The 24340-nt window shown below is 70.5% G+C and carries 23 protein-coding genes; 12 read left to right on the top strand and 11 right to left on the bottom strand.

Features of this window, described 5'->3' with window-relative positions; all coding sequences use genetic code 11:
- Positions 1 to 90: 90 nt before the first annotated feature.
- Positions 91 to 1503 (bottom strand): CoA transferase, encoded by a 1413-nt coding sequence (locus tag ACOKM3_RS31320; protein WP_426904438.1) that lies wholly within the window; start codon positions 1501 to 1503, stop codon positions 91 to 93.
- 111 nt (positions 1504 to 1614) lie between these two features.
- A complete protein-coding gene (locus ACOKM3_RS31325) occupies positions 1615 to 3171 on the bottom strand; it encodes a S8 family serine peptidase (protein ID WP_426904440.1) in 1557 nt (518 codons plus the stop codon).
- A 269-nt stretch (positions 3172 to 3440) separates the two neighbouring features.
- Here ACOKM3_RS31325 and ACOKM3_RS31330 point away from each other — a divergent pair, with 269 nt between their 5' ends.
- The 3 genes from ACOKM3_RS31330 (at position 3441) to moaA (ending at position 6572) form a co-directional block, all read left to right on the top strand.
- Complete coding sequence (locus ACOKM3_RS31330; protein ID WP_426904442.1) at positions 3441 to 3809, top strand: DUF485 domain-containing protein; 369 nt, start codon at positions 3441 to 3443, stop codon at positions 3807 to 3809.
- The gene (locus tag ACOKM3_RS31335) at positions 3806 to 5431 is read left to right on the top strand and encodes a solute symporter family protein (protein ID WP_426904444.1); all 1626 of its coding nucleotides are present in this window, start codon (positions 3806 to 3808) and stop codon (positions 5429 to 5431) included. Before ACOKM3_RS31330 ends, ACOKM3_RS31335 begins: the two co-directional genes overlap by 4 nt.
- A 151-nt stretch (positions 5432 to 5582) precedes the next feature.
- Positions 5583 to 6572, top strand: coding sequence for a GTP 3',8-cyclase MoaA (gene moaA, locus ACOKM3_RS31340; RefSeq protein WP_426904446.1), 990 nt, complete (start codon positions 5583 to 5585; stop codon positions 6570 to 6572).
- 4 nt (positions 6573 to 6576) lie between these two features.
- On the opposite strand, the gene ACOKM3_RS31345 is transcribed toward moaA, so the two are convergent.
- Both ACOKM3_RS31345 and ACOKM3_RS31350 read right to left on the bottom strand, forming a co-directional pair.
- Positions 6577 to 6843, bottom strand: coding sequence for a hypothetical protein (locus ACOKM3_RS31345; protein WP_426904448.1), 267 nt, complete (start codon positions 6841 to 6843; stop codon positions 6577 to 6579).
- A 239-nt stretch (positions 6844 to 7082) separates the two neighbouring features.
- The gene (locus tag ACOKM3_RS31350; RefSeq protein WP_426904450.1) at positions 7083 to 7433 is read right to left on the bottom strand and encodes a DUF3099 domain-containing protein; all 351 of its coding nucleotides are present in this window, start codon (positions 7431 to 7433) and stop codon (positions 7083 to 7085) included.
- 225 nt (positions 7434 to 7658) lie between these two features.
- Between ACOKM3_RS31350 and ACOKM3_RS31355 the strand changes: the two genes are divergently transcribed.
- Positions 7659 to 7934 (top strand): GlsB/YeaQ/YmgE family stress response membrane protein, encoded by a 276-nt coding sequence (locus ACOKM3_RS31355; RefSeq protein WP_426904452.1) that lies wholly within the window; start codon positions 7659 to 7661, stop codon positions 7932 to 7934.
- A 52-nt stretch (positions 7935 to 7986) separates the two neighbouring features.
- On the opposite strand, the gene tyrS is transcribed toward ACOKM3_RS31355, so the two are convergent.
- The 3 genes from tyrS to ACOKM3_RS31370 form a co-directional block, all read right to left on the bottom strand.
- Positions 7987 to 9261 carry a tyrosine--tRNA ligase gene (gene tyrS, locus ACOKM3_RS31360; RefSeq protein ID WP_426904454.1) on the bottom strand — a complete coding sequence of 425 codons (1275 nt, stop codon included), beginning with the start codon at positions 9259 to 9261 and terminating at the stop codon, positions 7987 to 7989.
- Positions 9262 to 9351: 90 nt separating this feature from the next.
- Entirely contained in the window at positions 9352 to 10746 is a 1395-nt protein-coding gene (locus ACOKM3_RS31365) for a metallopeptidase TldD-related protein (protein WP_426904456.1), read from the bottom strand.
- Positions 10743 to 12266: a TldD/PmbA family protein gene (locus ACOKM3_RS31370; protein WP_426904458.1), complete on the bottom strand. Its 1524-nt coding sequence runs from the start codon at positions 12264 to 12266 to the stop codon at positions 10743 to 10745. Before ACOKM3_RS31370 ends, ACOKM3_RS31365 begins: the two co-directional genes overlap by 4 nt.
- Positions 12267 to 12441: 175 nt before the next feature.
- On the opposite strand from ACOKM3_RS31370, the gene fabG reads away from it, so the two are divergent.
- The 3 genes from fabG (at position 12442) to ACOKM3_RS31385 (ending at position 14397) form a co-directional block, all read left to right on the top strand.
- Positions 12442 to 13161, top strand: coding sequence for a 3-oxoacyl-[acyl-carrier-protein] reductase (gene fabG / locus ACOKM3_RS31375; protein WP_426904460.1), 720 nt, complete (start codon positions 12442 to 12444; stop codon positions 13159 to 13161).
- Between the two features lie 5 nt (positions 13162 to 13166).
- Positions 13167 to 13943: an enoyl-ACP reductase FabI gene (fabI, locus tag ACOKM3_RS31380; protein ID WP_426904462.1), complete on the top strand. Its 777-nt coding sequence runs from the start codon at positions 13167 to 13169 to the stop codon at positions 13941 to 13943.
- An 82-nt stretch (positions 13944 to 14025) separates the two neighbouring features.
- Entirely contained in the window at positions 14026 to 14397 is a 372-nt protein-coding gene (locus tag ACOKM3_RS31385) for a hypothetical protein (protein ID WP_426904464.1), read from the top strand.
- Here the strand turns inward: ACOKM3_RS31385 and ACOKM3_RS31390 are convergent.
- Positions 14372 to 15067: a FadR/GntR family transcriptional regulator gene (locus ACOKM3_RS31390; protein WP_426904466.1), complete on the bottom strand. Its 696-nt coding sequence runs from the start codon at positions 15065 to 15067 to the stop codon at positions 14372 to 14374. The genes ACOKM3_RS31385 and ACOKM3_RS31390 overlap by 26 nt on opposite strands.
- 81 nt (positions 15068 to 15148) lie before the next feature.
- Between ACOKM3_RS31390 and ACOKM3_RS31395 the strand changes: the two genes are divergently transcribed.
- The 4 genes from ACOKM3_RS31395 to ACOKM3_RS31410 all read left to right on the top strand — a co-directional run bounded on the left by ACOKM3_RS31395 (position 15149) and on the right by ACOKM3_RS31410 (position 17614).
- Positions 15149 to 16465, top strand: a complete 1317-nt coding sequence (locus ACOKM3_RS31395) for a CynX/NimT family MFS transporter (RefSeq protein ID WP_426904468.1) — start codon at positions 15149 to 15151, stop codon at positions 16463 to 16465.
- 38 nt (positions 16466 to 16503) lie between these two features.
- Entirely contained in the window at positions 16504 to 16614 is a 111-nt protein-coding gene (locus ACOKM3_RS31400; RefSeq protein ID WP_266725572.1) for an SGM_5486 family transporter-associated protein, read from the top strand.
- Between the two features lie 190 nt (positions 16615 to 16804).
- Positions 16805 to 17011 carry a hypothetical protein gene (locus ACOKM3_RS31405; RefSeq protein ID WP_426906946.1) on the top strand — a complete coding sequence of 69 codons (207 nt, stop codon included), beginning with the start codon at positions 16805 to 16807 and terminating at the stop codon, positions 17009 to 17011.
- Between the two features lie 84 nt (positions 17012 to 17095).
- A complete protein-coding gene (locus tag ACOKM3_RS31410) occupies positions 17096 to 17614 on the top strand; it encodes a SixA phosphatase family protein (RefSeq protein ID WP_403849012.1) in 519 nt (172 codons plus the stop codon).
- 78 nt (positions 17615 to 17692) lie between these two features.
- Here ACOKM3_RS31410 and serB read toward each other — a convergent pair whose 3' ends face one another.
- The gene (gene serB, locus ACOKM3_RS31415; RefSeq protein WP_426904470.1) at positions 17693 to 18934 is read right to left on the bottom strand and encodes a phosphoserine phosphatase SerB; all 1242 of its coding nucleotides are present in this window, start codon (positions 18932 to 18934) and stop codon (positions 17693 to 17695) included.
- 168 nt (positions 18935 to 19102) lie between these two features.
- Positions 19103 to 20578, bottom strand: coding sequence for a streptophobe family protein (locus ACOKM3_RS31420; protein WP_426904472.1), 1476 nt, complete (start codon positions 20576 to 20578; stop codon positions 19103 to 19105).
- A 260-nt stretch (positions 20579 to 20838) separates the two neighbouring features.
- Between ACOKM3_RS31420 and ACOKM3_RS31425 the strand changes: the two genes are divergently transcribed.
- Positions 20839 to 23370 carry an ABC transporter ATP-binding protein/permease gene (locus ACOKM3_RS31425; RefSeq protein WP_426904474.1) on the top strand — a complete coding sequence of 844 codons (2532 nt, stop codon included), beginning with the start codon at positions 20839 to 20841 and terminating at the stop codon, positions 23368 to 23370.
- Positions 23371 to 23472: 102 nt separating this feature from the next.
- Here ACOKM3_RS31425 and ACOKM3_RS31430 read toward each other — a convergent pair whose 3' ends face one another.
- On the bottom strand, positions 23473 to 24216 hold the full coding sequence (locus ACOKM3_RS31430) for a transglycosylase SLT domain-containing protein (protein ID WP_426904476.1): 744 nt from the start codon (positions 24214 to 24216) through the stop codon (positions 23473 to 23475).
- Positions 24217 to 24340 lie beyond the last annotated feature (124 nt).

The following is a 24340-nucleotide window of genomic DNA, read 5'->3' on the forward strand; positions in this document are numbered from 1 at the left end:
GCCCGGCGGTTCACCCCGCTACGTAGGACACGATTTGGCGGCCCGGCGGTTCACCCCGCTACGTAGGACGCGATTTCGCGCCCCCGCGGTTCACCCCGCCGGCAGCCACCCGGCCTCGTCCGTGCCCCAGCACCCGGGAGGGCGCGCCCAGTTGGCCGGTCCACCGTCGAACGACAGGGGCGGCAGGGCGTGCCGCAGGCGTCCGACCGGGCTGTCCGCCTCGGTCAGCCAGGTGGCCGGATCGTCCGCCTCGTACGGCTCCGCGCGCTCGCCGTACCCGCTCGGGCGCGCCCCCTGCACGAGCCAGGCCGCCGTCTGCGCGAGCGCCAGCCGCACGACCCGCGAACCGCCCTGCGCCGTCTGCTCGGTGAGCGCGCGCAGCACCGCCGCCGCGAGCAGATAGCCCGTACCGTGATCGAGCGCCTGCGCGGGCAGCGCCCCGGGGCGCCCGGGGGAGCCCTCCGTCGCCGCGATGCCCGCCGCCACCTGGACGAGGCTGTCGAAGCCGCGCCGCCCGCTCCACGGCCCGTACCCGCCCCAGGCCGACAGGGACGCCACCACGAGCCCCGGCCGCCGCTCGGCGAGCGCCTCCGGAGCGAGCCCGAACCGGTCGAGCGCGCCGGGCCGGTACCCCGTGACCACGACGTCCGCGCCCGCGAGCAGCTCGTCGAACGTGCGCCGGTCCGCCCCGTCCGTCAGGTCGAGCCGGGTCGAGCGCTTGCCGAAGCCGGTGTCGGCGTGCGCGTCCGCCGCCTCGGGCAGCTGCGGCGCGTCCACCCGCAGCACGTCCGCGCCGAGCAGCGCCAGGGTGCGCGTGGCGACAGGGCCCGCGATGACGCGGGTGAGGTCGAGTACCCGGATCCCGGCCGCGGGCGAGAGCACCCCGCGCGACAGCGTCCGGTCCGGCGCCGTGCCGACCCGGTCGAGCGTCAGGAGCGGCCGGGCCGCCACCTGAGCGCCCTGCGGATGCGCCGCCCACTCCTCGGGCGTGCGCAGCGCGACGGCCAGGCCCCCGGCCGCGTGGACCGTCTCCTCGACCTCGAGCGCGGAGCGCTCGGCGAGCAGCGGCGCCACCTCGTCCACGGTCGCGTCCGTGCCGACCCCGAGGGCCGCGCACAGCCGCGCCCGGTGGTGCGGATAGTTCGCGTGCGTGCGCAGCCAGCCGTCCCGCATGCGCCAGAAGCGCGACAGTGGCGCGAAGTTGACCGGCGCGCGACCGTCGATCAGCAGATGCCGCTCGCTGGTGAACGCCGTGGCCACCGCGCCGTCGTCGACCCGCACCCGGATGGCGCCGAGGGAGTGCCTCGCGCGCGTGGCGGCCAGTTCGGCGGCGGCCAGTGAGCAGCAGGCGACGACGGATCTCGCCAGGTCGACGGCGGGGAGGCGGGCGGGCAGCGCACCCGCGCGCGTGCGGTACGAAATGCGGGCGAGCAGGGCGGGGTCGCCGCCGAGCGCCGCCCACGCGGCCCGGGTGTCGACCGGTACATGGGGCGCATGTGTCATGTCCGCACTATCGCGCAGCACCTGGCCCCGGCACACGGGCGGCACACACAGGGGGCGGGTGGCGTGCGCCACCCGCCCCCTGCCCGCCTCGCATGTTCCTTACGGATTACGTCACTTGACGGCCTTCAGCGCGTCGACGATCCCGTACCCGTAGAAGCCGTTGCGCCGCTCGGGGCCCTCGCAGACCGCGTCGACGGTGCCGTCGCCGTCACCGTCGTACGCGGTCGGGCACGCCTCCTTGTCGGCCTGCGCCTTCATCAGGGACTGGAGCTGCGCCGGAGTGGCCTTCGGATGCGTCGACTTGAGGAGCGCGGCGACGCCCGCGGCGTGCGGCGAGGCCATCGACGTGCCCTGCAGCCAGCCGTACTGGTTGCCCGGCAGCGTGGACAGGATGCGGCCGTTCTTCGACGGGGTGTCGGCCGGGATCTGGTACTTGTCGCCGCCCGGCGCCGCGATGTCGATGACACCGTTCCCGTACGTCGAGTAGTACGACTTGGCCTTGTTCACGCCCGTCGCGCTCACCGTGACGACACCCGGCAGCTGGGTCGGGATGTCGAAGCAGGTGTGCGGGTCGATCGTGCGGTTCACCGGCGTCGAGTCGTCGGGGCTGGAGTCGTCCACGATCGCGTCGGAGTCGAGGTCGTGGTTGGAGTTGCCCGCCGACGCCAGGTTCAGGGTGCCCTTCTTCTGGGCGTACAGCTGGGCCCGGTTCACCGCGTCGACGATGGCCCGCTGGTCCGGGTCGTCCATGCAGTTGTAGAGCCAAGGGTCCACGTAATAGCTGTTGTTGGTGACCTCGATGCCGTGGTCGGCGGCGAACACGAAGGCGCAGACCACGCTCTCCGGGTAGAACAGCTCGCTGACCGGGTCCGCCACCTTGATGCCCGCGACCTTCACGCCCGGCGCGACACCGGCGACCCCGATCCCGTTGCGCGCGGCGGCGATCTCACCGGCGACGTGCGTGCCGTGGTAGTGGTCCGGGTTCGCGGGCCGCCAGGCGCCCGGCGAGGTGTCCGCCTTGCCGCCGACACAGTTCGCGGACTGCGACGCGGAGAAGTTCGGGGCGAGGTCGGGGTGGGTGTCGTCCACGCCGGTGTCGATGACGCCGACGGTGACCTTCTTGCTGCCCGGGTTGATCTTCGCGGCCTTGTCGGCGCCCATCGCCCGCAGGTCCCACTGGTCGGCCTCGAGCGGCTCCTGGGCGGAAGTGGCCTGCGCGGCAACGGACTTGGCGTCCGCCTTCGACAGCTTCTGGACGGCGCCCTCTTCGGTGGTGCCGGCGGCGCTGAGCGGTGCGGTGCGGGTCGCGCCCGCCGTGGCCACCCCCTTGGCCGCGCGTATCCGCTTGCCGAAGTCGGGGTTCGAGGACTGCACGACGAAGACGCCGATCTTCGCGTACGTCTCGACTATGGAGCCGTCCGCCGCGGATATCGCCTTGGTCACCGAGGAGATCGTGCGGGCATCGGTGCCGCGCGTGTTCACCACGTATGCGAGTGAGGAGGCCGAACTGGCCGTCACCGAGGGCGAGTCGGCGACGGGGGCCGCCGCCGCGGACGGCAGGAAGCCGAAGGAGGCCGTCAGCGCGATACCGACCGGCAGGGCGAGGGCCAGGCGGCGCCGGGACGCCGGGCGTCCGGCGGTCGGGCGTCTGGAAGGCAGATGAGCCATGGGGTCTCCACATCATCCGTCGTTTATGGAAATGCCCGGTACACGAGTGGGTTCCGGGCAGGTACATGACGCGTGGTGCGGTGTGAACGTATCCCTGGTCGCCGCAGGTCATCAACGAGTTCCGAAAGAAACAAGGTGAGTTGAACCGCGTCGACCGGGCTCCCGTGCCGTTGTGCAGGGGGTCGGGGAGCTCTACCATCGCGACCCGGCCCGCGTGATCCAGATCACGTCGAGTTCAGAGAGACAGCACCCCACCGCGAGGAGAGTCCGTGTCCACCGACGCACCACCACCGCAGCAGGGCAGCCCGCACGACGGGCCCGCGCTGCCCTCCACCGAGAAGTTCATCGAGGTGCAGGAGGGCGCGGAGTTCGGTGAACTGCGCCGCGCGCACCGCTCGTTCGCCTTCCCGCTGACCTTCGCCTTCATCGCCTGGTACCTCGTGTACGTGCTGCTGTCGAACTACGCGGGCGACTTCATGGGCACCAAGCTGTTCGGCAACATCAACGTCGCCCTCGTCCTCGGGCTCGCCCAGTTCCTCACCACGTTCCTCATCGCCTGGTGGTACTCGCGGTACTCCGCCGCGAAGCTCGACCCCAAGGCCGAGGCCATCAAGTCCCGTCTGGAGGGCGGCGCATGAGCCCCGCACTGCACGTACTCGCCGCCGGTGAGGCGAGCGAGCACCGGCCGCTGATCATCAGCCTGTTCGCCGTGTTCGTCCTCGCGACGCTCGTCATCACCGTCTGGGCCGGCCGCCAGACCAAGAGCGCGTCCGACTTCTACGCGGGCGGCCGCCAGTTCACCGCTTTCCAGAACGGACTCGCGGTCTCCGGCGACTACATGTCCGCGGCGTCGTTCCTCGGCATCGCGGGCGCCATCGCCCTCTTCGGCTACGACGGCTTCCTCTACTCGATCGGCTTCCTGGTCGCCTGGCTCGTCGCGCTCCTCCTGGTCGCCGAGCCGCTGCGCAACTCCGGCCGCTACACGATGGGCGACGTGCTCGCCTACCGGATGCGCCAGCGCCCGGTCCGCACGGCGGCCGGCACCTCGACGATCGTCGTCTCGATCTTCTACCTGCTCGCGCAGATGGCGGGCGCGGGCGTCCTCGTCTCGCTGCTGCTCGGCATCACCTCGGACGCGGGCAAGATCGGCATCGTCGCGCTCGTCGGCGTCCTGATGATCGTGTACGTCACCATCGGCGGCATGAAGGGCACCACCTGGGTGCAGATGGTCAAGGCGGTGCTCCTGATCGCGGGCACGCTGCTGCTCACCTTCCTGGTGCTCCTGAAGTTCGACTTCAACGTCTCGGACCTGCTCGGCACGGCCTCCGAGACCAGCGGCAAGGGATCGGCGTTCCTGGAGCCCGGCCTCAAGTACGGCCTCACCTCCACATCGAAGATCGACTTCATCTCGCTGGGCATCGCGCTCGTGCTCGGCACGGCGGGCCTGCCGCACATCCTGATCCGCTTCTACACGGTGCCGACCGCCAAGGCGGCCCGTAAGTCGGTCAACTGGGCCATCGGCATCATCGGCGCCTTCTACCTGATGACGATCGCGCTCGGCTTCGGCGCGGCCGCGCTCATCAAGCCGGAGGAGATCATCGCCTCCAACCCGGCGGGCAACACGGCGGCGCCACTGCTCGCGCTCCATCTGGGCGGCGTCGACTCCAGCTGGGGCGCGATCCTGCTCGCCTCGATCTCGGCGGTCGCCTTCGCCACGATCCTCGCGGTCGTCGCGGGCCTGACCCTCGCCTCGTCCTCCTCGTTCGCGCACGACATCTACGCGAACGTCATCAAGAAGGGGAAGGCGACCGAGAAGGAGGAGATGAAGGCGGCCCGCTGGGCCACCGTCTTCATCGGCATCGTCTCGATCGCCCTGGGCGCGCTCGCCCGCGACCTGAACGTGGCGGGCCTCGTCGCCCTGGCCTTCGCGGTCGCCGCCTCCGCGAACCTGCCGACGATCCTGTACTCGCTCTTCTGGAAGCGGTTCAACACCAACGGCGCGCTGTGGTCGATCTACGGCGGCCTGTTCACGGCGGTCTTCCTGGTCCTCTTCTCGCCCGTCGTCTCGGGCAACCCGAAGACCTCCATGTTCAAGGGCATCGACTTCCACTGGTTCCCGCTGGAGAACCCCGGCATCATCTCGATCCCGGTCGGCTTCCTGCTGGGCATCATCGGCACCTACGTCGCCAAGGAGAAGGCCGACAAGGGCAAGTACGCCGAGCTCGAGGTCCGCTCCCTGACGGGCACCGGAGCGCACTGACCTGCCGCGTCGCGAGTGTGCCGGGCCCCGCATCGTAGATCCCTACGACGCGGAGCCCGGCACACTCGTCTGTTCGCAGGCCTGCCGCTGTCATACCTGTCACGTAGGCTCGGGATCAGTAGGTAAGTACACGCCGAGGGAGGGGGCCCACGTGCTCATCGACACATACGGCCGAGTGGCAACCGACCTGCGGGTCTCGCTGACCGACCGGTGCAATCTGCGGTGCACGTACTGCATGCCCGAGGAGGGCCTGCAGTGGCTGTCCAAGCCCGACCTGCTGACCGATGACGAGATCGTCCGCCTCATCCGCATCGCGGTCACCGACCTCGGCATCACCGACGTCCGCTTCACCGGCGGCGAGCCCCTGCTCAGGCCCGGCCTCGTCGGCATCGTCGAGCGGGTCGCGGCCCTGGAGCACCGCCCGAAGATGTCCCTGACGACGAACGGGATCGGGCTGAAGCGCACGGCGCAGGCGCTCAAGGAGGCGGGCCTCGACCGGGTCAATGTCTCGCTGGACACGCTCCGCCCCGACGTCTTCAAGACCCTGACCCGGCGCAACCGGCACAAGGACGTCATCGAGGGCCTCGAAGCGGCGCGCGACGCGGGCCTCACCCCGGTGAAGGTCAACTCCGTCCTGATGCCGGGGTTGAACGAGGACGAGGCCCCCGACCTCCTCGCCTGGGCCGTCGAGCACGACTACGAGCTGCGCTTCATCGAGCAGATGCCGCTCGACGCCCAGCACGGCTGGAAGCGCGAGGGCATGATCACCGCGGGCGACATCCTCACCTCGCTGCGTACGCGCTTCGAGCTCACCGAGGAAGGTGCCGGTGAGCGGGGCTCCGCGCCGGCCGAGCGCTGGATCGTGGACGGCGGACCGCACCGCGTCGGCGTCATCGCCTCGGTGACCCGCCCGTTCTGCTCGGCCTGCGACCGCACGCGGCTCACGGCGGACGGCCAGGTCCGCACGTGCCTGTTCGCCACGGAGGAGACGGACCTGCGGGCGGCCCTGCGCTCCGACATGCCGGACGAGGAGCTGGCCGGCATCTGGAAGACCGCGATGTGGGGCAAGAAGGCGGGCTCGGGTCTCGACGACCCGACGTTCCTGCAGCCGGACCGCCCGATGTCGGCGATCGGCGGCTGAGGCCTCAGCCTTCGGCCCCGGTCCCGTTCTCGGTCCCGGGGGCGTCCTCCCACTCCGCCAGCGTCACGACGTCCTTCAGGAAGCCGCGTACGCCGAGGAACTTGGCCAGGTGTTCGCGGTGCTCCTCGCACGCAAGCCACGTCTTGCGGCGCTCCGGCGTGTGCAGCTTCGGGTTGTTCCACGCGAGCACCCACACCGCGTCGGCGCGACAGCCCTTGGCCGAGCACTGGGGAGTTTCGGGCGACGGTCCTGAGAGGTTCGCGAGGTTCACGCGTCAACCTTAAACGCCCTGGAAGGCGCCCCGAAAAGGCCCTTGAAAGACCCCGGAAATGGCGACGCCGAGCAGCCACGGGGGGAGCTGCCCGGCGTCGGTCCGTCGCTCCGACGGGGGATGCGGAGCGCTCACGCAGTATGTCACGGCGGACCCGCCGCCCGGCACCGGAACAACATGATTGATCTGAGCTTTTCTTGAGCTTTGTCGACCGGTTGTGCGCCCGGCGCGACCCTCGCTCAGGCCCGGTCCTCCGGCGCGGATTCCGCGGCGTCGGCGGCCGGCACCGGCGAGATCATGGGGCGCGAGGGCGCGGGCACGAAGGTCGACGGGAGCGAGGGCGCGTTCTCCCGGCCCGCGTTGGCGAAGACCACGGCGACGTAGGGGAGGAGTACGCCGAGCACCAGCGTCACGATGGCGACGTGCCGCTCCACGTTCCACAGCACTGCGGTGAGGATGACGGAAATGGTGCGGACGGTCATCGAGATGATGTACCGGCGCTGTCGGCCGCGGACATCGTCGGCGAGCCCCTGCCTGGCGCCCGTGATCCGGAAAACCTCGGCCCCACCGTTGTCCTTGCGCTTCCGCATCACACTCCACCACCCGCCAGCTGGCCGGACTCTCCCCGGACCGGACTGCGTCCACGGTACGCCCGGTATGCGTCGGCTACGAGACCGGGGGCGGGCCCGTCCTGGGCGCGTGGCCTGCGCAGTACCACGTACGGAGCTGTCCGACATGCGCCGTATGGCGTACGCGGTGACACTGATCGCGTGGGTGGCCGTTCGGCATCCCGCACCGCGCGAGGAGGCGACGACATGAGCTGGTTGTGGGCGATCATCGTGGGCCTGGTGCTGGGTCTGATCGCAAAGGCGATCCTGCCCGGCAAACAGCAGATCCCGCTGTGGCTGACGGTGGTCTTCGGCATCATCGGCAGCGTCCTGGGCAACTGGGCGGCCACAGGGATGGGCGTCAACGACACTCGGGGCATCGACTGGATCCGCCATCTGCTGCAGCTGATCGGAGCGGTGGTCGTGGTCGGCGTGGGCGACCGCTTGTGGGTGGCGCTGCGCGGCAACAAGAGCAGGGCGTAGACGCGCGAGTGCCCCGCACCCCTCTCGGGGTGCGGGGCACTCGCATGTCGCGCTAGGCGCCCTTGACCTCCACGGCCGCGAGGTTCTTCTTGCCGCGCCGCAGCACCAGCCACCGCCCGTGCAGCAGCTCGTCCGCGCCCGGCACGAAGTCCTCGGCGGCGACCTTGACGTTGTTCACGTACGCGCCGCCCTCCTTCACGGTGCGGCGCGCGGCCGACTTGCTGGCGACGAGGCCGACCTCGGCGAACAGGTCGACGACCGGGCCCAGTTCGGCAACCTCGGCCCTCGGCAGCTCGGACAGGGCCGCGGCGAGCGTCGCCTCGTCCAGGTCCGCCAGGTTCCCGTCGCCCTGACCGAACAGCGCCTTCGACGCGGAGATCACGGCGGCCGTCTGGTCGGCGCCGTGCACCAGCGTCGTCAGCTCCTCGGCGAGTGCACGCTGCGCGGCACGGGCCTGCGGCCGCTCCTCCGTCTGCTTCTCCAGCTCTTCGAGCTCCTCGCGGGACTTGAAGGACAGGATGCGCATGTACGTCGAGATGTCCCGGTCGTCCACGTTCAGCCAGAACTGGTAGAACGCGTACGGTGTCGTCATCTCCGGGTCGAGCCAGACGGCGCCGCCCTCGGTCTTGCCGAACTTGGTGCCGTCGGCCTTCACCATCAGCGGCGTCGCCACGCAGTGCGCCACCGCGTCCGGCTCCAGGCGGTGGATCAGGTCGAGCCCGGCCGTGAGGTTGCCCCACTGGTCGGAGCCGCCCTGCTGGAGCGTGCAGCCGTAGCGGCGGTACAGCTCGAGGAAGTCCATGCCCTGCAGCAGCTGGTAGCTGAACTCCGTGTAGCTGATGCCCTCCTGGGACTCCAGGCGGCGGGCCACGGAGTCCTTGGTCAGCATCTTGTTGACCCGGAAGTGCTTGCCGATGTCGCGCAGGAACTCGATCGCGGACATGCCCGCGGTCCAGTCCAGGTTGTTCACCATCGTCGCCGCGTTCTCGCCCTCGAAGTCGAGGAACGGCTCGATCTGCGAGCGCAGGCGGGAGACCCACAGCTTGATCGTCTCCGGATCGTTCAGCGTGCGCTCCGCCGTCGGGCGGGGGTCGCCGATCTGTCCCGTGGCCCCGCCCACCAGGGCGAGCGGGCGCAGGCCCGCCTGCTGGAGCCGGCGCATGGTGAGGACCTGCACCAGGTGTCCGACGTGCAGGGAGGCCGCGGTCGGGTCGAAGCCGCAATAGAACGTGACCGGACCGTCCGCGAGCGCCTTGCGCAGTGCGTCCTCGTCAGTGGACTGGGCCCACAGGCCACGCCACTTCAGCTCGTCGACGATGTCGGTCACGGTTCTGGTTCTCCTTGAACAGGTCTGCTGGAACCTTGCCAGTCTATGGGCGCCCACCGACAACGCCGTACCGAGTTGTCCGGCGCCGGCTCAGACGCCCTGGCTGACCGAGCTCATGTTGAAGTCCGGCACCCGCAGCGCGGGCATCGCGGCCCTGGTGAACCAGTCGCCCCACTCCCTCGGCAGCGTCTTTTCCGTCCGCCCCGCCTCCGTGGCCCGGCCCAGGAGCCCGACCGGCGACTCGTTGAACCGGAAGTTGTTCACCTCGCCCACGACCTCGCCGTTCTCCACGAGGTACACGCCGTCGCGGGTGAGCCCGGTGAGCAGCAGCGTCGCCGGGTCGACCTCGCGGATGTACCAGAGGCAGGTGAGCAGCAGGCCGCGCCCGGTGTCGGCCACCATCTCGTCGAGGGACTTCGTGCCGCCGCCGTCGAGGATCAGGTTGTCGATGGCGGGCGCGACCGGGTGCCCGGTGAGCGCGGCGCTGTGCCGGGTCGTGGTCAGGTGCTTGAGCTCTCCCCGGGAGATCCAGTCGGTGGCGCTGACCGGCAGCCCGTTGTCGAACACCGACGACGCGTCGCTGGAGGAGTGCGCGAGGACGAACGGAGCCGATTCGAGCCCCGGCTCCCGGGGGTCGCTGCGCAGGGTCAGCGGCAGCTCGCTGAGCCGCTCGCCCACCCGCGTACCGCCGCCCGGCTCGGAGAACACGGTGCGGCCCTCGGTCGCGTCCCGCGCCCCCGACGACCACATCTGGTAGATCAGCAGGTCCGCCACGGCGGTCGGCGGCAGCAACGTCTCGTAGCGCCCGGCAGGCAGGTCGATATGCCGCTGGGCCCACCCGAGCCGGGTGGCGAGCTCCGCGTCCATGGCCGCCGGGTCGACGTCCTTGAAGTCCCGCGTCGAGCGCCCCGCCCATGCCGAGCGCTTGCGGCCGTGCGACTTGGCGTTCAGTTCAAGGGTCCCGTTGGGCTGGTCGTGACGCAGCCGCAGCCCCGCCGACGTACCGAGGTAGCTGCTGGTCAGCTCGTGATTGGCGAACCCGTACAGCTCCCGGCCGCCCGCCTTGGCCCGTGCGAACGCCTCGCCGAGCGCCGGCGCGAAGTCGGTGAAGACGGCCGAGGACGTCTCGGCGGGCGCGTCCGTGAAGTCGGGGGAGTGCGGTACGTCGCCGATCAGCGGCTGCGCGTCCTCGGCGGGCCCGGCCTTGGCGGCGGCCTCCTCGGCGGCGCGGACCAGCGGCTCCAGGTCGTCCGCGGTCACGGCGGACCGGGACACGACGCCGGACGCCGTGCCCTCCTTGCCGTCGACCGTCGCGACGACGGTGAGGGTGCGCCCGCGCGTGACGCCGTTCGTGGTGAGGGCGTTGCCCGCCCAGCGCAGATTGGCGGTGGACGTCTCGTCGGCGATGACCACGCAGCCGTCGGCCCGCGACAGCTCGAGGGCGCGCTCGACGATCTCGTAAGGCTTGTTCGTACGAGGGCTCATCGACCCGCCTCCTGCGTCGTGTTGAGGATGTTGACGCCCTTGAAGAGGGCCGACGGGCAGCCGTGCGAGACGGAGGCGACCTGGCCCGGCTGGGCCTTGCCGCAGTTGAACGCGCCGCCGAGGACGTACGTCTGCGGGCCGCCGACCGCCGCCATGGAGCCCCAGAAGTCGGTCGTCGTCGCCTGGTACGCGAAGTCCCGCACCTGCCCGGCGAGCTTCCCGCCCCGGATCGCGTACGCCCGCTGCGCCGTGAACTGGAAGTTGTAGCGCTGCATGTCGATGGACCACGACCGGTCGCCCACGAGGTAGAGCCCCCGGTCGACCCCCGCGATCAGGTCGTCCGTCGGGAGCCCGCCCGGATCCGGTTGCAGCGACACATTCGCCATCCGCTGCACGGGGACGTGCCCGGGGGAGTCCGCGTAGGCGCACCCGTTGGAGCGCTCGAAGCCGGTCAACCTGGCGATGCGGCGGTCGAGTTGATAGCCGGCGAGGGTCCCGTCCTTCACCAGGTCCCAGGACTGTCCCGCCACGCCCTCGTCGTCGTAGCCGATGGTCGCGAGCCCGTGCTCGGCCGTCCGGTCACCCGTCACGTTCATGATCTCGGAGCCGTACTTGAGCTTCCCGAGCTGGTCGAAGGTGGCGAAGGAGGTGCCCGCGTACGCCGCCTCGTAGCCGAGCGCGCGGTCCAGCTCGGTGGCGTGCCCGATCGACTCGTGGATGGTCAGCCACAGGTTGGACGGATCCACGACCAGGTCGTACGTGCCCGCCTTGACGCTCGGCGCGCGCATCTTCTCGGCGAGCAGCTCGGGGATCTCGGCGAGCTCGGCGTCCCAGTCCCAGCCGGTCCCGGTCAGGTACTCCCAGCCGCGCCCCACCGGCGGCGCGATCGTGCGCATCGAATCGAACTCGCCACTGGAGTCGTCCACGGCGACCGCCGTCAGCTCCGGGTGCAGCCGCACGCGCTGCTGCGTCGTGACGGTCCCCGCCGTGTCCGCGTAGAACTTGTTCTCGTGGACGCAGTACAAGGAGGCGTCCACGTGGGATACCCCGTCCGCCGAGAGCAGCCGCGCGCTCCAGTCGGCGAGCAGCCCGGCCCGCTCCTCCTCCGGAACGGTGAAGGGATCGACCTCGTACGAGGAGACCCAGGTCTTGTCCGCGTGCACCGGCTCATCGGCCAGCTCCACGCGCTCGTCGGAGCCAGCCGCCTTGATGACCTGCGCGCTCAGCTTCGCCATCGCCACGGCCTGCGAGGCCACCTTCGCGGCGCCGCCCATCGTCAGATCGACACCGGAGGCGAACCCCCAGGTCCCGCCGTGCACCACGCGTACCGCATAGCCCAGGTCCGTACTGTCGGAGGACCCCGAGGGCCTGGCGTCCCGCAGTCGCACGGAAGCGCCGCGCACGCGCTCGAGGCGGAAGTCCGCGTGGTCCGCTCCCAGCGCGCGTGCGCGCGCGAGGGCGGCGTCGGCGAGTGCCCTCAGGGGCAGTGCGAGGAACGACTGATCGATCTCGTGGGCCATGGGCGGCTTCCCCTTCTGTCGCGGCACAGTGCGTGTGAGTGAACCACGACACGTGCTGTCTGTGGGAACCCCACAGACAGCACCCCCTCGCCCTGTCGCCCCCGGATTCGGCACCCGGTGCCGGGGCCGGATAGGTTCAAGACGTACCTGACCGCCGAAACGAAAGGGTGATCCGTTGAGCCGCTCGGTTCTCGTCACCGGGGGAAACCGGGGCATCGGCCTCGCCATCGCCCGCGCCTACCTGGAGCAGGGCGACAAGGTGGCCTTCACCTACCGCTCCGGAGAGCCCCCCAAGGAGCTCGTCGACGCCGGCGCCCTCGGCGTCCACTGCGACATCACGGACTCCCAGCAGGTGGACGCCGCCTACAAGGAGATCGAGGAGAAGCACGGCAACGTCGAGGTCCTGGTCGCCAACGCGGGCGTCACCAAGGACCAGCTCCTCATGCGCATGTCCGAGGAGGACTTCACGTCCGTCCTCGACACCAACCTCACGGGCACCTTCCGTGTCGTGAAGCGTGCCAACCGCGGCATGCTGCGCGCCAAGAAGGGCCGCGTCGTGCTGATCTCCTCCGTGGTCGGCCTGCTCGGTTCGGCGGGGCAGGCGAACTACGCCGCTTCGAAGGCGGGTCTGGTCGGCTTCGCGCGCTCCCTCGCTCGTGAGCTCGGGTCGCGCAACATCACCTTCAACGTCGTCGCCCCCGGTTTTGTCGACACCGACATGACCCAGGCGCTCACCGACGAGCAGCGCAAGGGCATCGTGTCGCAGGTGCCGCTCGGCCGGTACGCGCAGGTCGAGGAGATCGCCGGAGTGGTGAAGTTCCTGACCTCCGACGACGCCGCGTACATCACTGGAGCCGTCATCCCGGTTGACGGCGGACTGGGAATGGGTCACTGACTGTCATGGCTGGAATTCTCGAGGGCAAGAAGATCCTCATCACCGGTGTGCTGATGGAGTCCTCCATCGCCTTCCACACCGCGAAGCTGGCCCAGGAGCAGGGTGCGGAGATCATCCTCACCGCCTGGCCGCGGCCGACGCTCACCGAGCGCATCGCCAAGAAGCTGCCGCAGCCCGACAAGGTCAAGGTCCTGGAGCTCGACGTCTCGAACGACGAGCACCTCGCCCGCCTGGAGGGCCAGGTCCGCGAGCAGCTCGGTGGCCGCCTCGACGGCATCGTGCACTCCATCGGCTTCGCGCCGCAGGACGCGCTCGGCGGCAACTTCCTGAACACGCCGTTCGAGTCCGTGTCCACCGCCATGCACGTCTCCGCCTTCTCCCTGAAGTCGCTGACGATGGCGCTGCTGCCGCTGATGAACGAGGGCGGCTCCGTCGTCGGCCTCACCTTCGACGCGCAGTTCGCGTGGCCGCAGTACGACTGGATGGGCCCGGCCAAGGCCGCTCTCGAGGCGACGAACCGCTACATGGCGCGTTACCTGGGCGAGCACGACGTCCGCAGCAACCTGGTCTCGGCGGGCCCGCTCGGCTCCATGGCCGCCAAGTCCATCCCGGGCTTCAGCGACCTGGCCGCCGTGTGGGACTCGCGCTCCCCGCTGGAGTGGAAGCTGGATGACCCGGAGCCGGCAGGCAAGGCCATCGTCGCCCTGCTCTCGGACTGGTTCCCGAAGACGACGGGCGAGATCGTGCACGTCGACGGCGGCCTGCACGCCATCGGTGCCTGACAGCCGATAGCTCACTCGTTCGGCCCACCGGCCGGGCGAGCCGTGGGGACCTCCACGCACGCTGGTGCGAGGAGGTCCCTACGTGCGTCTGTACCCCCGTCTCACCGCCGCCGTCGTCCTGTTGCTCTCGCTGCCGTACGTCGCCGCGTGCGCGCAGGCGCAGGGGGCGACAGCCGAAAAGGGCGACCACGCGCGCGTGGCAGAGAAGAAGCGGGAGCGTTCCGGTGCGGACTGCCGGATCGACATCGACCGGGACCTCGTGAGCGCGACCTGTCACAACCCGTATCCCACGATCGACCGCGTCGCCCTGCACATCGAGTGCGACGAGTGGTGGGACATCGACACCGATTCACGCCCCAAGGCGGTGTTCCCGGCCGAGACCCTGCGGCTGGACGGCCGGTGCTGGAAGAACGTGCGGACGGCCTGGGTCAGTCACCGGAAGTCGGCGCGGTGAGCCGCCCGGGGCGGCAGTCGAACGGATAGCGCGCGGCCTCCTTGGCGGCGGCCTCGGCGTCGCCCACCCGGATCGCGTCGACGAGCGTGGTGTGGTCCATGTGGTTCTCCGCGGTGAGCCGCTCGCCCACGTCCTCGCGCAGCCAGTCCCGCATGACCTCGCCGAGGTCCGCGTACATCGCCGTCAGCACCTCGTTGTGGGACGCGGCCACCACGGCCAGGTGGAACGTCGAGTCCGCCGTCACGAACGCCTCCGTGTCCCCGGACGACCACGCCTCCTCACGCCGTACGAGCAGCGCGTCGAGCTGCTTCAGGTCGCGCTCGGTGCGCCGCTCCGCCGCGAACTTCGCCGCACTCGACTCCAGCGTGGCGCGCAGCTCGGCGATGTCCTGCGGGGCGGCATCCGCGAACCGCCGCTGCATGACGCCCGCCAGCTCGCTCGTCGCCACGACGTACGTGCCCGAGCCCTGCCGGATGTCCAGCAGGCCGTTGTGCGCGAGGGCGCGCACCGCCTCCCGCACCGTGTTCCTGGCCACACCCAGCTGTTCCACGAGCTCGGGCTCCGTCGGGATGCGGGAGCCCACCGGCCACTCGCCCGAGGAGATCTGGGCGCGCAGGGCGGAGATGACCTGCTCGGACAGGGCCGAGCGCTGGGGCGAGGTCAGCGGCATGACATTCCTTCGTGCGGCGGAGGTCGTACGGTAGCGAACCGATTGGACAACCAATCATCCCATGAATCTAAGATGGGTCTCATGGCTAGTGAGGAAACCCCGACGATGGCACCGCCGAGCGCCGACCATGAGACCCCCGTGCGCACCGAGCAGCCCGCCCCGCGCGCGTGGGTGGTCCGGCTGGTCGTCGTCGGCATCGTGCTCGCCGCCGTGAACCTGCGGCCCGCCATCACCAGCCTCGGCGCCCTCCTCGAAGAGGTCCGCGACGGGCTCGGGATGAGCGGCAGCGTCGCCGGACTGCTCACCTCCGTACCGCCGCTCTGCTTCGCGATCTTCGGCGTGATGGCGCCCCGGCTCGCCAAGCGCTTCGGCCCGAGCGCCGTCGTCTGCGCCGGCATGTTCGCCATCGCCGCGGGCCTCGTCATCCGCCCGTTCACCGGCGGCACCGCCGGCTTCCTCGTGGCCAGCGCGCTCGGCCTGATGGGCATCGCCGTCAGCAACGTGCTGATGCCGGTCATCGTCAAGCGCTGGTTCCCCGACAAGGTCGGCACCATGACCGGCCTGTACTCGATGGCCCTCGCGCTCGGCACCTCCACCGCGGCCGCCGCGACGGTGCCGGTGACCTCGGCGCTCGGCGGGAGCTGGCAGGCGGGGCTCGCGGTCTGGGCGGTGCTCGCCGTCGCGGCGGCCCTGGCCTGGCTGCCGCTCGTGGGCAAGAAGGACACGGCCACCCTGGCGGCCGCCGCCTCACCCGCCGCCGAGTCCGCCGCGGCCTCCGAAGGAAGCGGCCTGCGCATCGCCCGCAGCCGTACCGCCTGGGCGCTCGCCGTCTTCTTCGGGCTCCAGGCCACGGCCGCGTACATCACGATGGGGTGGATGGCGCAGATCTTCCGCGACTCGGGGGTCTCCGCGTCCACCGCGGGCGTGCTGCTCGCCGTCACCATGGCGATGGGCATCCCGCTCGGCTTCGTCATCCCGCGGATGGCCGCCCGGCTGCCCAGCCAGGGGCCGATGGTGATCGCCCTCGGCCTGTGCGGCCTCGCCGGTTACGCCGGCCTGTACTTCGCCCCGGCCTCCGGCGCCTGGGCGTGGGCGCTGCTGCTCGGCATCTCCAACTGCGCCTTCCCGCTGGCGCTCACCATGGTCGGGATGCGCGCCCGCACGGGCGTGGGTGTCGCCAAGCTCTCCGCCTTCGCGCAGTCCACCGGCTACCTGATCTCGATCCCCGGGCCGCTGCTCGTCGGCGTCCTCAACCAGCACAGCGGCGGCTGGGGCGTCCCGATCGCGTTCATGGCCGCACTGATGGTGCCGCAGATCGTGGTGGGCGTCTTCGCGGGCCGCAACCGCACCGTGGAGGACGAGGCGGGCGACACGACCAAGGCCGCCCCGGCGTCCTGAGGGGCACGGACAGGTGCGACACTTGGCGCATGTCGCCTGTGCTCGAGCCGAATCCCCAGAACGGCCAGAAGAAGCTGCTCCTCGTGCTCGGCGCGATGCTGGCCGTCACCGTCGTCGTCGGCATCATCGCGTCCATCGCCGCACCGTAGAGCCGGTCCCTCGGGGCGGGGTGGGGTTAACTCCCCCATCCCCTAGGGGGCCAGTGTCAGGGTGAAGTGGGTGGATCACCGGATGGGCCCGAGGCCCGCGGTTCCGTAGCTTCGAAGTGTCGCCGAGAGAGTCGGCGCACCGGACGAAGCGCATCCACGGAACACGGCCCCGGAGGCAGCAGCCATGTCGATGTCAGCCCCCACGCACACCCGGCCCGACGCGGCAGCCGCGGGTCGCGTCGACGTCCGGCTGCCGTGGTGGGCGATCGTGCTTCCGGCGGTGGCCTTCGTGGCCCTGCTCCTGCTGATCCTCAACCCGGCGGACGCCCAGGCCGTCGCGGGCGACCCGAGCCTGGTCCACATCCTGGACCGCGCGAAGGACCTGGTACTCCGATAGAGCCCCCACAGGCCGTTCACTCGTGCCGGGTGACCCCGTCAACTCCCTGCGCCCGGCCGAGGGTTTCATGCGAAGCTGGGACACATGAGCGTCGCAGAACCCCGCAGGATTGTCCTTTTCCGGCATGCCAAGGCGGACTGGCCGCAGGTCTCCGATCATGAGCGGCCGCTCGCCGAGCGGGGCCGCAGGGATGCCCCCGTCGCCGGCCGCAAGCTGGCCGACGCAGGCATCTCCTTCGACCTGGCCCTGTGCTCGACCGCCACGCGCACCCGTGAGACCTGGAAGCTCGCCGTGCAGGAGATGCCGGAGCGACCGAAGACCGTGTACGAGGAGCGGATCTACGAAGCGTCGCCCGGCGAACTGATCGCCGTGCTGAACGAGACCCCCGACGACGTGCACAATGCCGTGCTGATCGGCCACAACCCCGGCGTGCAGGCCCTCTCCGAGATCCTCGCCGCGGACGCCGAGGGCGACGCCCGGCAGCGGCTGAACCGACGTGGCTTCCCGACCGCCGCGTTCTCCGTGCTCACGTTCACCGGACCGTGGAAGAGCCTGGAGCCCGGCACCGCCACGCTCGCCGACTACTGGGCGCCGAGCGAGTAACCGCCACCGCCCGTCCGTCATACGTACGACGTGGGGCCCGGTACCGACGATCGGTACCGGGCCCCACGCCACGATGTCCTACGCGCCCTGCGCGTCCGCGGCCTCGACCTCTTCACGCGTGACGCCCAGCAGATACAGCACCGTGTCGAGGAACGGTACGTTCACCGCCGTGTGCGCGGCCTCGCGCACGACCGGCTTGGCGTTGAAGGCGACGCCGAGCCCCGCCGCGTTCAGCATGTCCAGGTCGTTCGCGCCGTCGCCGATCGCCACGGTCTGCTCCAGCGGCACCCCCGCCTCGGTGGCGAACCGCCGCAGCAGGCGCGCCTTGCCCGCGCGGTCCACGATCTCGCCCGTGACCCGGCCGGTCAGCTTCCCGTCGACGATCTCCAGGGTGTTCGCCTGCGCGAAGTCGAGCCCGAGGCGCTCCTTCAGATCATCCGTGACCTGCGTGAATCCTCCGGACACGACGCCCACTTGGTAACCGAGGCGCTTGAGCGTACGGATCAGGGTGCGCGCGCCCGACGTCAGCCGGACCTCGCTGCGCACCTTCTCCACGACCGAGGCGTCGAGGCCCGCGAGCAGCGCCACGCGCGCGTGCAGCGACTGCTCGAAGTCGAGCTCGCCGCGCATCGCCGCCGCCGTCACCTCGGCGACCTTGTCCTCGCAGCCCGCGTGCGCCGCGAACAGCTCGATCACCTCGTCCTGGATGAGCGTCGAGTCGACGTCCATCACGACGAGCCGCTGCGCGCGCCGGTGCAGTCCGGCCGAGACGACCGCCACGTCCACGCCCAGCTTCGCGGCCTCGGTGGCGAGGGCCGTGCGCAGCTCCTCCGTCGGGGTGCCGGACACCGCGAACTCGACCGCCGTCACGGGGTACTTCGCGAGCCGGAAGATACGGTCGATGTTGCCGCCGGTGCCGGTGATGGCGGCCGCTATCGACGCGGCCGACTCGGCGGTGAGCGGGTGACCGAGGACGGTGACGTGGGAGCGGCCCGTGCCGCGCGGACGGTTGTCGCCGATGCCGGAGATGATCTCCGCCTGCATCTTCATCGACTCGGCCCAGCTGTGGACGGTCGACCGGAGATCCCCCTCGAGCCCGGCCGGCGGCTGGGTCACCAGGGCACACAGGACGATGCGGCCGCGGGTGACGACCTGCTCGATGTCGACGACATCCACGGAGTAGGCGGCGAGGGTGTCGAAGAGCCCGGCGGTGATGCCGGGCCGGTCCTTGCCGAAGATCTTGACCAGGAGAGTGGGGACGTCCGCCGGAACGTCCACGGGAGGGGCATCAGCGGTGGGCTGGGGCTGCGAAGCGCTCATGATGGGCCCTACGTTATCGGGCGCGTGTACGGCCACCGCAATCAAGCCCACCCCTTGAGCACAGGCCCGGCAAATCAAGCCCCGCCGCCGGTTGCGGCAATCAAGCCCCGCCGGCGATTGAGGCGCGGGGTCCGGGGCAGAGCCCCGCGGCCGATCCACGGACGAGCATCACGGATCGTATGGCCGCAGATACGGATTCGTATCCGGATTCGCCGGCCGATACGGACGGCTGGGCTGATACGGCCCCGACGGCCCCGGCGCCTCGCCACCCGGGGGCGGCGCGGGTCGAACCCGCCCGGTCGCATACGCCAGCACCGCGCCAAGCGCTCCCGCCCCCGCCCCCCACGCCGCCCCGAGCAGCACCGCCATCCCGACCTGCCCGTGCAACTCGATGCCCGCCCCGAACGCGTCGAAGCCGAGGACCGAGAGCGAGGCCCCCGCCGACACCCCGGTGAGCCACACCAGGAGCGGCAGCGCGAGCGCCGTCACGCCCCCCAGTCGCAACGCGCACCGCCCCGCGAACCCCAGGACGCCCCGCGTCACCGGCGAGCGCACGGCCGTCAGCACCCCGGCGAGCAGCATCATCACGGCCGCCGCGACCCCCAACAGCCACACCCTGCCGTCGAGTTCCGCGAGCCGCCCCAGCGTCACCGGCTCGTCGGACGACACTCTGAGCAGCTCGTCCAGTGGATCCGGCAGCAGCTTCGCGAGCTCACCCGTCGCCTGGCCGTCCCAGGGCACGAAGAGGCCGAGGGGGATGCCGAGCCACACCCCGTTGGGCGCCCCGAGCAGCGCGGCGCCCGCGATCCGCTTCGGATGGTCGTCGCCGATCGCCGCGTACACCGCGGCAGCCAGGCCCGCGACGACTGCCATCAGCAGCACCCCCACGAGCGCGGACGCGGCCGGGCGGACCGTCCGGCCCAGCGGCGCGAGCGCGCGCGGCAGCGGCGTGCGCCGCGACGCGAGCAGGGCGATCACCAGGACACCCACCACGAACGCCGCGCCGCCGAGCAACGAAGGGACCGTCTCCACGGTGAACCCGACGGAGGCCTTCGCGTCGACCAGGTCACCGATCCGGTCGGGCAGCGCGTCACCGATCCCGCCCGGCAGCTTGTCCGCGATGCCCCCCGGCAGCTTGTCCCCGCCGCCCGGGATCTTGTCGAGCCCCAACTGCGAGCCGTCGATCGTGATGACGTCGTGACCGGCCCAGGCGAGGCCGCCCATCATCGCCACGAACAGTGCCACCACGGCGCCCGCGCGCGCGAGGAGTTCGCGCGGCGCCACCTCAACTCCCGCCGCCCGCAGGGAGCGTAGAAAGAACCAGCTGATTGCGAGCGCGCCCACCAGACCAACGCCGAGCGGCGCGATGTCGATCGCGGTGTCCGCCTGCGCGCCCTCGATCCCGAAGGCCGAGACGTCTCCGGAAGGCGTCACACGGCCACCCGCCGCGAGCGCCACCACGGCGGCCGTCATCGGCCCGAGCGAAGCGGCCGTGTCCGCCTCCAGCAAGTGCAGGCCGAGCGCCGCGACTCCGGCCATGGCGATGAACGCCCAGCTCACCGCTGCCACGGCGGACAGCAGGACATCGCCGACGGGCAGGCGCGCGCGCCGCTTCGCGTCGTGGCCGCTCTCCGCCAAGGACATCAAGGACCCCCCGATCCGCCCCGCCTCGTCCCCTGAGATCCCAGTTGCGCATGATCCGTCGGGAGTTGTGGGCGCCTACCACTCTCCGGGGCCGCATCCGTACCGTCAACGGGGCGCGTGCCAAGGGGTGTGCGGGAGGTACGAACGGGCTCCGCGCAAGGCCCGCCTTTCGGTCACGGAGGGCTTCCTGAAATAGTTCCTCACGATGTTCGACATCCCTAGACTCCCCATGTCGGGGGAAATACTCGGGGGACAACTCAGTGGGGCATGGAGTGCCTGATCTCGTACTGGAATTGAATGGCAGGACCTGGACGCTCGACGCGTCCAGGCCGTACACCCTCGGACGTGATCCGCAGGGTGACATCGTGCTCGACGACGCCCGGGTGTCCTGGCGTCACGCCACGATCAGCTGGGGCGGCCGCAGTTGGGTCATCGAGGACCACGGCTCGACCAACGGCACCTTCGTGCAGGGGCACCGGATCCACCAGATGGAGATCGGCCCCGGCTCGTCCGTGCACCTGGGCAACTCCACCGACGGCCCCTGCCTGACCGCGCAGGGCAGCGCCCGCGCCGCCGCCGTGGCCACGCCGCACCAGGCGCAGCAGCAGGCCGCGGGCCTCGCGCAGCAGCCGCCACCACAGCAGTACCAGCAGCAGCCGAGCTGGTCCCAACAGGCGCCCCAGCAGCGCGAGGCGCCACGGCAGCAACAGCCGCCGCAGGCACAGTGGGTGCCGCAGCAGCAGGGCGCCGGCGGGGTCGCGGGGGCCCCACCCGTGTACGGCGACCGCAGCCCCACCACGTTCCACCAGCTGGCGCTCGGCCGCGTCATGCGCATCGGCCGCTCCCTGGAGAACGAGCTGGTCGTCTCCGACCTCCAGGTCTCGCGGTTGCACGCCGAGTTCCACGCGTCGCCCGACGGCCGCTTCGAGATCCACGACCTCGGCTCGCACAACGGCACGTACGTGAACGGCCAGCCGATCCCCAAGGGCGGCACGACCCTCCTCGGTCCGAGCGACATCGTGGGCGTAGGACACTCCACGTTCCGCCTGGTCGGCGACCGGCTCGAGGAGTTCGTCGACACCGGTGACGTCTCCTTCTCCGCGCGCCATCTGACGGTCACCGTCGACGGCGGCAAGCAGATCCTCAAGGACGTCTCCTTCGGCGTCCCGGAGAAGTCGCTGATCGCGGTCATCGGCCCCTCGGGCTCCGGCAAGTCGACGCTCCTGAAGGCGCTCACGGGCTACCGCCCCGCCGACAAGGGCGACGTCCTCTACGACAACCGGAACCTCTACAAGCAGTTCGCCGAGCTGCGCCAGCGCATCGGTCTGGTCCCGCAGGACGACATCCTGCACAAGGAGCTGACCGTCAAGAAGGCGCTCAAGTACGCCGCCAAGCTGCGCTTCCCCGCGGACACCAGCGAGCAGGAGCGCCAGCAGCGCATCGACGAGGTGCTGCGCGAGCTCAAGCTGGACATCCACAAGGAGAAGAAGGTCACCTCCCTCTCCGGTGGCCAGCGCAAGCGCGTGTCGGTGGCCCTGGAGCTGCTGACCAAGCCGTCGCTGATCTTCCTGGACGAGCCGACCTCCGGCCTCGACCCGGGCATGGACCGCGATGTCATGCAGCTGCTTCGCGGACTCTCCGACGACGGGCGCACGGTCCTCGTGGTCACCCACTCGGTGGCCGAGCTGGCGCTCTGCGACAAGCTGCTCGTGATGGGGCCCGGCGGCGCAGTCGCCTACTTCGGCCCGCCGGAGGAGGCGCTCAACTTCTTCGGCTACAAGACGTGGGCCGACGTGTTCTCGGCGTTCGAGAACTACCGCGACTACGACTGGGCGGGCCGCTGGAAGGGCTCGCAGCACTACCAGATGTACGCGGCCGACATCGACGCCGTCGCCGCGCAGTCGGACCCGGTGGCGCCACCCTCCGCGATCAAGCCGCCCAAGACGCAGCCCTGGGGCTCCCAGCTGTTCACGCTGATCCGCCGCTATGTGTCGGTGATCGCCTCCGACCGGGGCTTCCTCGGACTGATGGTGATCCTGCCCGCGGTCCTCGGCCTCGTCTCGGTGGTCATCCCGGCCGACTTCGGCCTGGGCCCGCCCAAGCCACCGGCCAAGTTCAACGGGGACGCCGGCACGATCATGCTGATCATCGCGGTCGGCATGTGCTTCTCGGCGGCGGCCAACTCGGTCCGCGAGCTGATCAAGGAGCGGGTCATCTATGAGCGGGAACGGGCCACCGGCCTGTCCCGCTCCGCGTACCTGATGTCCAAGGTCATCGTCCTCGGCGTGATCACGGCGTTCCAGGGCGTCATCATCTGCGCCATCGGCTTCATTCCGCGCGAACTGCCGAAGGAAGGCCTCGTGCTGCCGCCGGCCGCCGAGCTGTGCATCTCGATCATCGCCCTCGGCTTCGCGTCGATGATGTTCGGCCTGGTGATCTCCGCGCTGGTGAAGACGTCCGAGAAGACGATGCCGCTGCTGGTCATGTTCGCGATCGTCCAGGTCGTGTTCACCGGTGTGCTCTTCCAGATCTACGGCACCGTGGGCCTCGAGCAGTTCGCCTGGCTGATGCCGTCCCGCTGGGCGGTGGGCGCCGCGGGCGCCACCCTGGACCTCAGCAAGCTGATGCCGCCGTGGGACCCGAAGAACCCGACCGACTTCGACCCGCTGTGGGAGCACTCGGTCACCCAGTGGGGCATCAACCTCACGGTCCTGATCGTGCTCGCCGTCGTCTGCGGCTTCGCCGTCGCGCGCCTGCTGCGCCGGCACGAGCCCGAGGTCATGCGCAAGTAGGAGAGTCCGTAGGGACACACGAAGGGCGGCACCCTGTGGGTGCCGCCCTTCGTGTCGTGGGGGTTCAGCGTGTGCCGGACCTGGAGGTCCCGACTACAGGAATCAGTACGCGCTGTCCACGTTGTCGATGGAGCCGTACTTGTCGGCCGCGTAGTTGGCCGCGGCCACGATGTTGGCGACCGGGTCGGTCAGGCTGTTCGCGGTGCCGTCGACGTGGTAGGCGTCGAAGGTCGGCTGGATGACCTGCAGCAGGCCCTTGGACGGCGTGCCGTTCACGGCGTTGATGTCGGTGCCGTTGACGGCGTTCGGGTTGCCGCCGGACTCACGCATGATGTTGCGGTGCAGGCCGTCGTACGAACCCGGAATGCCCTTCTGCTTCATGATCGCGAGGGATTCCTTGATCCAGCCGTCCAGGTTGTTGGCGTAGACCGGCTTGCGGGCGGCGGCACGCGCGGCGGCCTGCTTGGCCTCGCGCTCCTTCTTCGCCTGCGCCTCGGCCTTCGCCTTGGCCTCGGCCTGGGCCTTCCGCTCGGCCTCGGCCTTCTTCTTCGCCGCGGCCTCCTTCTGGGCCTTCAGCTTCGCCTCGGCCTGCTTGGCCTTCTCGCTGGCGGCGGCCTGCTGGTCGGTGACGCTGGCGTGCACGTCCTTGATCTGCTTCGCACCGGCGTCGGTGGTGAACGCGACCGGGGCGGCGGCGACCGTCTCGTCCTTCGCCGAGGCCTGCGTGTCGTGACCCGGCACCAGCGTCACCGCGAGGGCGGCGGCGCCGAGAGCGGCGACACCGGCGAGCGAGAACTTGTGGGTGCGGGTCAGCTGACTATGGCCGGCGTTGGCGTGCTTGGACATGAGATGGGGACCTCTCTAAGAACGGAAGTCGCTCGCGGGCCGGGGGACCGGACGGTCGTGTTTAGGACACGAACGCCGCGGGTAGGACCCCGCGGCGCCGAACAACGAGGGACATTCTTAGCGG

The sequence above is a fragment of the Streptomyces nidicola genome, from assembly GCF_050106155.1.
Taxonomy (GTDB): domain Bacteria; phylum Actinomycetota; class Actinomycetes; order Streptomycetales; family Streptomycetaceae; genus Streptomyces.